Annotated in this window: 8 protein-coding genes; 7 read left to right on the forward strand and 1 reads right to left on the reverse strand. The window is 72.2% G+C overall.

Annotated features, from left to right (window positions below; all coding sequences use genetic code 11):
- Window positions 1-27 precede the first annotated feature (27 nt).
- From ACYVK5_RS22940 to ACYVK5_RS22955, 4 genes are read left to right on the forward strand one after another with little or no spacing between them, the layout of a single operon-like run.
- Window positions 28-1,677: a TIGR02677 family protein gene (locus tag ACYVK5_RS22940; protein WP_460708293.1), complete on the forward strand. Its 1,650-nt coding sequence runs from the start codon at window positions 28-30 to the stop codon at window positions 1,675-1,677.
- Window positions 1,674-2,927, forward strand: a complete 1,254-nt coding sequence (locus tag ACYVK5_RS22945; RefSeq protein ID WP_460708294.1) for a TIGR02678 family protein — start codon at window positions 1,674-1,676, stop codon at window positions 2,925-2,927. Before ACYVK5_RS22940 ends, ACYVK5_RS22945 begins: the two co-directional genes overlap by 4 nt.
- A complete protein-coding gene (locus ACYVK5_RS22950) occupies window positions 2,924-7,048 on the forward strand; it encodes a TIGR02680 family protein (protein WP_460708295.1) in 4,125 nt (1,374 codons plus the stop codon). The genes ACYVK5_RS22945 and ACYVK5_RS22950 overlap by 4 nt, the downstream gene beginning before the upstream one ends.
- Window positions 7,045-8,451 (forward strand): TIGR02679 family protein, encoded by a 1,407-nt coding sequence (locus tag ACYVK5_RS22955; protein WP_460708296.1) that lies wholly within the window; start codon window positions 7,045-7,047, stop codon window positions 8,449-8,451. The genes ACYVK5_RS22950 and ACYVK5_RS22955 overlap by 4 nt, the downstream gene beginning before the upstream one ends.
- A 12-nt stretch (window positions 8,452-8,463) precedes the next feature.
- Here ACYVK5_RS22955 and ACYVK5_RS22960 read toward each other — a convergent pair whose 3' ends face one another.
- Entirely contained in the window at window positions 8,464-9,726 is a 1,263-nt protein-coding gene (locus tag ACYVK5_RS22960) for an ATP-binding protein (protein WP_460708297.1), read from the reverse strand.
- Window positions 9,727-9,985: 259 nt separating this feature from the next.
- On the opposite strand from ACYVK5_RS22960, the gene ACYVK5_RS22965 reads away from it, so the two are divergent.
- From ACYVK5_RS22965 to ACYVK5_RS22975, 3 genes are read left to right on the forward strand one after another with little or no spacing between them, the layout of a single operon-like run.
- Complete coding sequence (locus tag ACYVK5_RS22965) at window positions 9,986-11,203, forward strand: hypothetical protein (RefSeq protein ID WP_460708298.1); 1,218 nt, start codon at window positions 9,986-9,988, stop codon at window positions 11,201-11,203.
- A 43-nt stretch (window positions 11,204-11,246) separates the two neighbouring features.
- On the forward strand, window positions 11,247-11,441 hold the full coding sequence (locus ACYVK5_RS22970) for an HNH endonuclease (protein ID WP_460708299.1): 195 nt from the start codon (window positions 11,247-11,249) through the stop codon (window positions 11,439-11,441).
- Window positions 11,438-11,596: a hypothetical protein gene (locus tag ACYVK5_RS22975; RefSeq protein WP_460708300.1), complete on the forward strand. Its 159-nt coding sequence runs from the start codon at window positions 11,438-11,440 to the stop codon at window positions 11,594-11,596. The genes ACYVK5_RS22970 and ACYVK5_RS22975 overlap by 4 nt, the downstream gene beginning before the upstream one ends.
- Window positions 11,597-11,683 lie beyond the last annotated feature (87 nt).

The raw sequence follows: 11,683 nt of genomic DNA on the forward strand, positions 1-11,683 counted from the left end.
CAGTCTCTCGTGAGAGGCTTGACCGCTGTGAACGACCCCGCTGATCAGAAGCCTGCGGACGCGACCGGCCAGCCCCCTTCCGCCTATGGCCCGTTCACGTACCTGAGCACGCCGAACGCCCCGCTGTACCGGCGGGTCATGCGCGCGCTTCTGGCGGAGAAGGAGCGCTTCACGGTGCACGTCCGCCCGGAGCAGGTGCTCGCCACCGTGCGGGCCGACGGTGGCGCCCCGGTCACTGAGGAAGCCGTCGCCGAGGCGCTGGAGAAGCTCAGCGGCGAGTCCTGGGGAAACCTTCTCGCGTTCCCCGACTCCAGCCGCGTCACGGCGCTGGAGGACTTCTACCGCCGTCGCATGCTTTACCAGATGTCCCGCCAGGGCGAGGCGGCGGAGCGCGCGCTCGCCCAGTACGACGCCGCGCTCGGCACCCGCGGTTCGCTCCAGTCGGTGGCGCTGGAGGACATCGTCGTGCTCCTCACCCACCTGCGCGACACGGTCCGCGCGCACGCGGCCGGCGAGCCCGTCGACGTCGCGCAGGCACATCAGGCGCTGCGGAGCCTGCGCGAGCGCTTCGCCGAGCTGGCGGAGAACGCGGTCGCGTTCATGGGCTCGATCCAGCGCACGATCGACCTGTACGACGCCGATGTCGAGGCGTTCCTCGCGTACAAGCAGCAGCTCATCGAGTACCTGGAGCGGTTCATCAACGACCTGCTCGTCCGTGGCGCGTCGATCGCGGAGCTGCTTGCCGCGATCCCTCCGGCCGCCGTCGACTTCCTCGCCGTGACGGCCGCCGAGCGGGAGGCGCAGGACGCCGCCCCCGACGAGAGGGCCACGGCCACGGCGGCCGCCCGCGAGACCTGGCTGCGCCAGTGGACCGGCCTGACCGACTGGTTCGTCAGCTCGCCCGGCCGGGACAGCGAGGCCAAACTGCTGCGTGCCCGGGCCCGGTCCGCGATCCCGCAGCTCCTCGCGGTGGTGAGCGCCCTGCACGACAAGGCGAGCGGCCGCACCGACCGCACCCAGGACTTCCTCACGCTCGCCCGCTGGTTCGCCGGCCTGCCCGACGACCGCTCCCGCCATCGTCTGTGGCGCTCGGCCTTCGGGCTCACTCCGGTGCGTCACCTCACGATCACGGGCGCCACGCAGGACGCCTGGGAGATGGCAGAACTGGACAACTCGACGCCGTGGTCCGAGGCGCCGCCCGTCGAGATCAGCCCGCAGCTGCGCCGCACGGGCTCGTTCGAACGACGCGGCAAGGCGAACCGGGTCGCCGATCGCTCCGAGAAAAAGGCGATGCTCCTGGAGCGCGCCCGCCAGGAGGCGGAGCAGACGGCCGCCGCCCGGCGCCGCATCCTCACGCGGGGCCCGCGCAGGCTCTCCGCGTTCTCGGAACTCGATCCGGAGGCGTTCCGCCTGTTCCTCGGTCTGCTCGGCGACGGCCTCGCCGCGATGGGGCCGCGGGCGGACCACGCCGAGGTGCACACGTCCGACGGCGAACTGACGGTGACGCTGACGCGCGTGCCGGACGCGGGCATCGCGACACTGCGCACCCGCGACGGCGAGCTGTCAGGTCCGGACCATGTCATCGACATCGTCTCGGCCACGCAGGAGCCGCTTCCTGTCGACGACGCTTCCGATGGCGCCGTCGTACACGACCAGCTCGCGGAGGCGAACGCGTGAGCCGCGTCGACCTCGCTCCGGACATCGCCGATGCGCTGGCGGATCGCGACGCCGAGGGCCGGACCCGTGCGCTGCGGGCGCTCCTGCGGCGCCCCGTCCTGCGGGCGCAGGCCGACGGCGAGGTGTTCCGCCTGGCCCGGCGGCACGCCGAGGCGTTGCGCGCCTGGTTCGACAAGGAGACGGGCTGGCGGCTCGACGTCGAGTCGCAGACGGTGCGGCTGCGCACCTCGTACGTGCCGCACGGTCCGACGGCGGTCGCGGTGGCCGAGCGTCATCCGGCCCGGGCCCGGCGGGGGGACCCGGGGTTCACCCGCCGGCGGTACGTGCTGCTGTGCCTGGCCCTGGCCGTGCTGGAGCGGTCGGACCCGCAGATCTCCCTGGGGCGCCTCGCCGACCAGATCGTCCTCCTGGCGCAGCAGCCCGGCCTGGCGGCGATCGAGTTCACGATGACGGGGCGCGAGCAGCGCTCGGATCTCGTGGCCGCGATCCGGCTCCTGCTCGGGTACGGGGTGCTGGTGCGGGTCGCGGGGGACGAGGAGGCGTACGTGTCGTCGTCGGAGGGGGACGCGCTGTACGACGTCGACCGGCGGGTCCTCGGGACGATGCTGTCCGCGGAGCACGCGCCGGGACTCGCCGCGTCCGCGCTGGGCGCCGCTCCCGCGATCGGTGACGTCGAGGCAGCCCTGCACGCTCCGCCGCCGGCGTACACGGAGGACGAGGTCAACCTGCGGCTCCGGCACGCGCTGACCCGGCGCCTGCTGTGCGACCCGGTCGTCTACTACGACGAGCTGCCCGGCGACGAACGCGACTACCTGCGACGGCAGCGTGTCGGTCTCACCGGCCGGATCGCCGCCGCGACCGGACTCGTGCCGGAGATGCGCGCGGAAGGCATCGCGATGGTGGACCCGGACGACCAGCTCACCGACCTGCGGATGCCCGAGCAGGGCACCGAGGGGCACGCGACGCTCCTCCTCGCGGAGCACCTGGTGACCGAGGGACCGGCCGACGTTCCCGCGCTGCGGCGGAAGATGCGAAGGCTCGCCCAGGAGCACGGCTCCTACTGGCGCAAGGCGTCCCGGGATCCCGGCGCGGAGAAGGCCTTGGTCGCAGAGGCCCTGGAACGGCTCGCCGGACTCGGCCTGGTCTGTATCGACACCACAGGGCCGGACGTCGTCGTCCACCCTCTGCCGGCGTTGCGGCGGTTCGCCGTCACCGCCCCCACCATCCGTGAGAGGAAGAAGTCCCGATGACCGAGGCCATCCTGCCGCACCCGACGACGGAGCGCTGGCAGCCGCTGAGGCTCGGCCTCGTGGACCTCTTCTACTACGACGACGAGCAGTTCTGGTTCCATGACGGCCGCCTGCTGCTGCGCGGCAACAACGGCACCGGCAAGTCCAAGGTGCTCGCCCTCACCCTCCCGTTCCTGCTCGACGGATCCATCAAGGCGAATCGTGTCGAGCCGGACGCCGACCCGAAGAAGCGCATGGAGTGGAACCTCCTGCTCGGCGGCGCGCACCCGAACAGCGAACGCACCGGGTACTCGTGGATCGAGTTCGGGCGCCTCGACGAGGACGGCACGCAGCGGTTCTGCACGCTCGGGATCGGGCTGAAGGCCGCGGCCGGCCGCGGCATCGTCAAGACCTGGTACTTCACCAGCTCCCAGAGGATCGGCGACCTGCGCCTGCTGGACGACACCCGCACGGTGGTCAGCCAGGAGAAACTGCGCGACGCCCTGGAATCCGCAGGTTCGGGCCATGTACACACCACGCAGGAGGCGTACCGCCGCGCGGTGGACGAGGCGCTGTTCCGCCTGGGGGAGGAGCGCTACGGCGCGCTCGTCGACCTCCTCGTCCAGCTCCGCCAGCCGCAGCTGTCCAAGCGCCCGGACGAGAAGGCCCTTTCCGGCGCACTGACGGAAGCCCTCGCACCGCTGGACCAGGCCGTCGTGGCCGACGTCGCCGAGGCCTTCCGCTCGCTCGAGGACGAACGCGTCGGCATCGAGGAGTCGCGCGCCACACTCGCCGCCGCCGAGGCTTTCCTCCGCCACTACCGCTCCTACGCGCGCGTCGCGACCCGCCGGAGCACGACGGCGGTCCGCATCGCCAACAGCCGCTTCGAGCATGCCGGGCGGGACCTGCGTGAGGCGGAGGAGGTGCTCACCGAGGCTGCCGCCGACGTCGACCGGCTCGCCGCCGGTCATGCCGCGGCCGAGGAACGCCAGGGCGAGCTGGAGGGACAGAACCAGGCGCTGCGCGAGAGCCCGGAGATGCGCGAGGCCGACCGTCTGGATCGCGCCGAGCGGGAGGCCGGTGACGCGGAGCGTCGCGCGCGAGCCTACGCGGACGAGGCCGAGCAGGCCCGCCGGGTCAGCGGCCGAGACGCCGCTGCCGCGGCCGAGGCCGCGGAACGGCACGAGGACGCCTCCATGGAGGCGGAACGCCGTGACGCCGAAGCGCTCCGGCTCGCCCGGCCCGCCGGTCTGACAGATGTGCACCAGCCGATCGCGACCGACGAGACAGCCGCGAGGATCGCCCTCGACCGGCGCCGGGACCAGATCCACCACGTGCGGCGCCTCGCCGAGGCCGCTCGTGACGCCGGGTCGGTGGCCACCCAGCGCCGGACCGCCCTGGACGCCGCCGAGGCAGCCGCCGCCCGGCGGACCGAGGACGTCAGCGACGCCGACGCCGCGGTCGAGGAGTCGGTGGCGGAATACCGCGAGACCCTGCACGGCTACCTGAGCGGGCTGACCGCCGTCGTTCCCGCCGTCGGACCGGCCGACCTGGCAGAGCGTGCCGCCGAGTGGGGCCGCGGCCTGGAAGGCGACTCACCCGCCCGCGAAGCGGTGGAGGCCGCGGCGGCCGAAGCCCTCGGGCAGGCGGAGCGAGCCCGCGCGGCAGCCGACCACGACGCCGGACGCCTGGCCGCAGAGTGCGACGTGCTCCGCGACCGGATCGCCACGCTCGAGTCCGGCCACGATCCGGAACCGCCCGCGGCCCCGGGCCGGGACGCGGCCGCACGTGAGACGGCCGACGGAGCACCGCTCTGGCGCGTCACCGACTTCGCCGACGACGTGCCCGACGCCGAGCGCGCCGGGACCGAGGCCGCCCTCCAGTCGGCGGGCCTGCTCGACGCCTGGATCCACGCCGACGGATCGGTCACCGCGAACCGGGACGTCGTCCTGGGCCCGGCCGGCCCCGAGCTGCCGGCGGAAGGATCCCTGGCAGCGGTGCTGCGCCCCGCCGTAGGGCCCGGCCAGCACCTGGACCACCGCGTCGTGACCGGCGTGCTGCGCCGGATCGGGCACGGCCCGAACACCGCCGCCGCGCTCTGGGTGGACGGGACCGGCCACTGGGGCGCAGGCCCCGCACGAGGCGCCTGGACGAAGCCGGCCGCCGAGTTCGTCGGCGCGGGAGCGCGCGAAGCCCACCGGCAGGCACTCCTGGGGCGGCTGAGGGAGGACCTCGCCGCGCTGGAGTCGGCGCTCGACGAGGCACGCGCCCGCTCCGCCGAGGCGCAGGAACTCACGGCCCGGATCAACGCCGAACGATCGGCCTACCCGGCCGGCTCCGAGCGGAACCTGGTGACGGCCCACGAACGCGCCGCCGCCGCACGACGCGAACTGGAACGCGCCGAGGCCGCCGTCGCCGACGCCGAGACCGCCTGGCGCGACGCCGCCGACACCGCCGAGCAGGCCGCGACCGACCTCGCCGAGGCGGCGGAAGACCTCGGCACCGGAACCACGACCGAGGCACTCGACGACGCGAACGCCGCACTCGGCGCGTACGCCGAGGCGCTCGCGGGCGTCCGCAGCGCCGCCCGCGCGGTCCGCGACGCCGCGCGGGCACGGGAGGCCGCCGAGGGGCGCGCGGCCGAGGCGGCGGAGACGCTGGAACGACGGGAGGCCGCGGCGCGCGAGCAGAGGGCCGAGGCGGCGAGCCTGCGTGCCACCGCGCAGGCCCTGTCCGAGACCGTGGGGGCGTCGGTCGCGGAGCTCCAGGCGCGGCTGACGGCGGTGTCGAACGCACTCGCGGACGTGGCCACCGAGCTGAAGCGGCTCGTGACCGACCAGCAGAAGGCCGCAGGCAGGCACGGCATGCTGACCGAGCGTGTCGAGGATCTGGAGCGGCGTCGTGGGGAGACCGCGGAGGCCCGGGAGCGCGTCATCGATGCCCTGCGGGTGTTCACGGGGACCGGGCTGATGCGTGTGTGCCTGCCGGACCTCGACACGCCGGATCCGTCCGTCGCCGACGACTGGACGGTGACCGCAGCACTCGCCGTCGCCCGGACCGCGGAGCAGGAACTCGACGGGACCGACGAGTCCGACGAGGCCTGGTCGCGCGCCCAGCAGCACGTGTCGAACGCCTCGACGGAGCTGTCCTCGCAGATGAGCCGGCACGGGCACACCGCGTTCGTGGAGCAGCACGGTGACGTGCTGGTCGCCCGGGTCCGGTACCTGGGTGACGAGCTCGACGTCGACCGCCTCGCCGTCGTCCTGGAGGAGCAGGTCGCGGACCGCGAACGTCTGCTGAGCGCCCGTGAGCGGGAGATCCTGGAGAACCACCTCGTCAACGAGGTCGCCGGGCATCTGCACGAGCTGCTGGGAAGCGCGCAGGGATCGATCGACCGGATGAACCGGGAGCTGGCGGACCGCAGGACGTCCACCGGGATGCAGCTGCGCGTCCAGTGGAGGGAACGGGCGGACGGGCCTGCCGGGCTCGCGGCGGCGCGCAACCTGATGACCCGCTCGGACGCGACGTGGACACCCCAGGACCGTGAGGCGATCGGTGACTTCCTCCAGGCCCGGATCGCCGAGGTGCGCGAGGCGGACCCGACCGCGAGCTGGCAGGAGCATCTCGAGCAGGCGCTCGACTACCGGCAGTGGCACACGTTCGTCGTCGAACGGCGGCAGAACGGGCAGTGGCGTTCCGCGTCCGGCCCGGCGTCGGGTGGTGAGCGGGTGCTGGCGATGTCGGTGCCGCTGTTCGCCGCGGCGTCGTCGCACTACAACTCCGCGTCGCCGCACGCGCCGCGCCTCATCCTGCTCGACGAGGCGTTCGCCGGCGTCGACGACGACTCGCGGGCCAAGTCCCTCGGACTGCTGGCGACGTTCGACCTGGACGTCGTCATGACGAGCGAGCGCGAGTGGGGGTGCTATCCGCAGGTCCCGGGGCTGGCGATCGCGCAGCTGTCCCGGGTGGACGGGATCGACGCGGTGGGTGTCACGCGCTGGCGCTGGGACGGGCGACGGCGTGCGCAGGAGGCGGAGGTCGCCGAGGTGGCTCGCGCGGGTGGCGAGCCGGTCGATCCGGTGTCGGTGCAGGTCATCGGTGAACCCGCGGGTGATGGTGGCGAGTCCACCCTGTTCTCGTGACCGCTGCTGGCGGCGGCCGCGTCGCCGCGATCGACGCGCTGCTCGGTGTGGCGGGCGCGCGGTGGATCGTCGAGCGGGTGCGTCGGCGACTCGAATCCGGCGATGTGATGGACGACGGCGGCGACGGGTTCCCCGCGATGTCCGGCACGATCCGCCTGGCACGCCCGACCGATGAGCAGCGCGAGGCGGCAGCCCGGATCGTGGGGCGGCCGCGGCGTGCGGGATCGGGTCTCACCGTCGATCTGGCGGACGTCGAGGCGGTGCTGCGTCGCGGCCCTTGGCCCGCGGGGCTCGCGGACGCGGTGGTGACGCTCACCGGTCCTGTCGTCGACCGCCGAGCGGTGCGGGATGCCGAGGCTGCCGCGTGGCAGCGGGCGCGGGACGGGCTCGCCGGGGCGGCCGAGCGGTTCCCCGGGCTGGGGGAATGGTGGGAATCCTGGTGCGGAGCGGGAGGGCTCAAGCGGGTGGCTCGGGCCGAGGTGGCTCGGGTGGCGGGTGACGGACGGCCGGGGAGCGATGACGGGCGGCAGGAGCCTGGACCACCGGGCGTGGCGATCGGCCTGGTTGCCCAGGTGGCCGCCGTTCTGGAAGAGCTGCCGGTGTCCGGTGAGCCGCTGGCCGTGCTGGCCCGGCGGGTGGTGGGTGACGCGCACGGTCTGGATGCGTCGCGACCGCTCGGGCGTGTGGCCGCGGCGGTGGTGGGAGCGGCGTTCGCAGGCGGCGGTGCTGAGAGGGACCGGGATCGGGAGCTCTCTGTCCGCGAGGCATGGGCGGCGGCCGGGGTGGTGATGTCGGCCGTGGCATCGACGGTGCTGTGCCTCGGTGTCCCGGGGACCGGGAGCGGCCCGACCTCGGCCGCAGCGGCGACCGCCGCGATGCTGGACGCGATGCGCGCCGCGCGGATGCCGACGGTGCTGACCCTGGACCAGGTGCGGTCCGGCGGAGTGGGCGAACTCGGGCCGGGCGGCGTGGTGCACGTCTGCGAGAACCCGACAGTGGTGGAGGTGGTCGCGGCGCGGTGGGCGTCGTCGTCGGCCACGTCCTCGGGAGCGGGCAGCGGTCCGGTGCTGGTGTGCACCTGGGGACAGCCGTCGACGGCTGTCGTGGAACTGCTGCGCGCCCTCACCGCGGATGGAGTGGAGTGCCGGTACCACGGGGACTTCGACTGGGCGGGGCTGCGGATCGCGCGGGCGCTGGCAGAGCGTCTGCCCTGGACGCCGTGGCGGTTCACCGCGGCGGATTACCTCGCGGCGGTGCAGGCCGGGGCGCCGTCACGCGCACTGACCGGGAGCCTCGCGGAGTCGCCATGGGACCCGGAGCTGGCCGACGCGATGGCCGCTCGCGGGCTGGCGGTCGACGAGGAGGCGGTGGCGGATCTGCTGGCGGGGGATCTGGTGGGGTGAGTGCATCCGGCGTCAGACCGGGACCCCGCCCCAGAGCGCCGACACGGGGAGCGAGAGTATTCGGTCCCCGAGAGGCAGCACCGTGTCGCCGAGATGCATGACATAGCCCGCGACGAACCGGTCGCCCAGCTTGTCGCGCAGCCAGGCCAGGTGACGTGCGGCGTCAGGACCCACCGATGCGGATGCCTTGACCTCGATGGCGACGACCGACCCATCACCGCGTTCGAGAATGAAGTCGATCTCGCGCTTCTCGCGGTCGCGATAGAAGTACACCTCGGCAGGGTCGTCGGTGGTGGTGAGCTGGCGCCTAAGCTCGCTGAGTACGAACGTCTCGGTGAGCGGTCCCGCCTGCCGGTGCCCCGGGACAGCGCCCGACTCCGGACGCACGCCGAGCAGGGCCGCGGCGAGGCCGGAGTCCGTGATGAAGACCTTCGGCGTCTTCACGATGCGCGACGTCAGGTTGGCGAACCACGGGCTCACGGTCGTGGTCAGGTACACCATCTCCAGGTACGAGAGATAGTTCGCCACGGTGGTCCGGTTGAGTCCCAGCCCGCTCGTCAGATCGGACACGTTCAGCTCCGAGCCGAGCCTGGCCGCCAGGAGGCTCGCGAGCCGGGGGATCGCGCTCCCGTGCTGCACGGTCGCGAAGTCGGTCACATCCCGGAGCACCACGGTGGACAGGTAGCCGTTGAACCACGTCCGACGGCGTGAGTCGGAATCGATGCGACGCGCTTCCGGGTAGCCACCGGCGCAGAACAGATCGAAGTACTCCTGTCGGGTCCAGACGTGCGGTATGGAGAGCCGGGCCATCCGATCTACATCGAACAGTGCGGTAGGCGCGTCGAGAGATGAACCCGTGGTCTCCGCGGCACTCAGGGGCCAGAGGTCGAGAAATACTGCCCGGCCGGCGAGGGATTCCGAGAGGGTCGGGACCGTCAGGAAGCGTGTCGATCCCGACAGGACGAACTGCCCCGGAACGTCATCCCTGTCCACGGCCAGCTTGATCGCCCGGACGAGTGCGTCGCCGCCACGTTGCACCTCGTCGATGATGCGCGGCCGGTCGCCGAAGTCGGCGAGACCGCGCGGATCGGAGACGGCAAGGTTGAGGGTGTCGTCGTCGTCCAGTGTGATGAACGAGCCTCCAGCAGTCTGCTGGAGCTGCTTGAGCAAGGTCGTCTTGCCGGCCTGGCGGGGTCCGCCCACGATGACGACGCGGAAGTCATCGACAAGACCGGAGAGTGGTTCGGCGGCTCGGCGGGGATAGATCTCGGGCACGACGACAAGGGTAGACCTCCATCCGCAGATTTGGTACTGGGAGCGCTGCAGATTTGCTAACCAATCGTCCGCGGATCTTATAGTCCGCTGGTAGATCCGCGGCCCTGCAGGTGTGCTCGGTCGACCGGGCCGCCGCCCACATCTTCGGCGCCGGCCGCGAGCTACTCCTGCTGAACTGCGGCGTCGACGGCGGACGCCGATCCTGACGGGTTGTGGATAGCCCGAAGCCGAGGTCGGCGACGCCAGGAAGAATCGGAGCATGGATGTCAACACGGCGCAGGAGCGGGCGAATCGGCTCATCGACACGTTGCACGAGTACGCGGCGACGCCGGGCTTCCGGACCCGGCTGGCGCGGGAGATCGCTCAGGGCGGTACGAGGCTGGACGGTCCCGGATTCGCGGGCGGTGAGAGGCCGGAGGCCGAACGCCGGCGGGCGATGGACCGCATGCTCCACGACCGGGCCGTCCTCGGCAAGCCCACGCTGCTCGACCGCTACGTCAGGTTCTCGCCAGACCTGGCCGGCGAGGACCGGGCAATGCTCGAGCGATGGCGCACCGGGCATGTCAACGGCGTCTTCGAGGTGGTCGGGCACGAGCCGGGCCATGTGCTCCTGCGTGAGCTCATCGATGACCTGACGCGGCCCGTCCACATCGGGCACATGGACCGATCCGGCGAGAACCGAATGCTGGACCTCTACCGCGCCGGGCGGTACGTGTCGACGCGACTGCTGGAGATCGGCGACGACGTGTGGATCTTCGGCGGCAGTTCGACGCTACTGGATCCCCAGGAGACCATGTCGCTGCGGTCGGAGGTCGAGGAGCGGGCATCCCGTGAGCCATGGCGTGCCTTCGTCAACCCGGCCCGCCGCACCCAGGGGCGGGAGATCGTGGCACGGAATCATGCGAGGTTCGTCCGGCTCTTCGACGGATGGCGGGTCGCGGGCAAGCCGGAACAGATCATCGAAGCGATGGACGACTTCTCCCGGAGACTTGTCGGGAACGGTACGGAGTACGAACTGGGCGCGGTCGAGTGGAGGGTGAACCTGCTCAGAAACCGCTTGGATTTCCTGGATTCTGACGCTCTGCCCGGTGACCTGTGGGAGGAGCGCGAGGAGCTTGAGGGGCTCGATCTGGATCTCGTGCATCACCCCGTGCGCGGGTTGCATCTCCTGGAAGGCGCCTCGATCGTCCACGCGGCGCTGGACGACGAGTTCGACAGCCTGTTTCGTCATACCAGCCTGAGCGGCTCGGCAGGGCGGAGAGCGGAACTCCTGCGCCTGGCTCTGGACGATCCGGCGATCCCCTCGTTCGTCTTCGAGATGTTCGCGCCACGGTGCCGGGACCTGGATGCAGTGTGGTCCGCGGCCACGGGGGAGCCCGGATTCTCCTGGAGGGTCGACGGTCCTGCAGTGCTTCGGGACCGGGAGCCCGACGTGGACCCGACCCTGCCCGGCATCACGTTGCTGCCGGTGTGGTGATCGGCAGGGTAGCCGGACGAGTGAGGGAGCTTTTCGGGCGGCGGTGACCGCGGCTTACCAGCGGACCTGCGCGTTGACGGGGAACCGGATCACTCCCGCGCTGGAGGCGGCACACATCGTGCCGATGTCGGCTCACGGGCAGCCCCGTGTCGACAACGGACTCCTGGTGCGCTCGGACGTGCACCGGCTGTTCGATCTGGGGTATATCGGGTCGACCGCGCCTATCGGCTCCATGTGAGCCCGCGTCTGCGCGAGGACACGGGGAACGGCGACCGGTTCTACGCACGCGCGGGCGAAAAGCTGACGCGGCTGCCGGAGCGGAAGGCGGACCGCCCGGGCGTCGATGCGTTCGAGTGGCACATGAACACGCGGTTCCGGCGTCGCGCAGGCTGAGATGCGCCGCTCAGGCGGCGTGTTGTGCGGGTGTGGGTGGTGGTGGTGCGATGGAGTCGTATCGGAGTCCGGTGGGTGTGGTGGTGG

The organism is Myceligenerans halotolerans, from assembly GCF_054782975.1.

Excerpts from the sequence above, each read along its gene's own strand:
- ACYVK5_RS22950 (WP_460708295.1), top strand. The coding sequence starts at position 2,924 with ATGACCGAGGCCATCCTGCCGCACCCGACGACGGAGCGCTGGCAGCCG.
- ACYVK5_RS22965 (WP_460708298.1), top strand. The coding sequence starts at position 9,986 with ATGGATGTCAACACGGCGCAGGAGCGGGCGAATCGGCTCATCGACACG.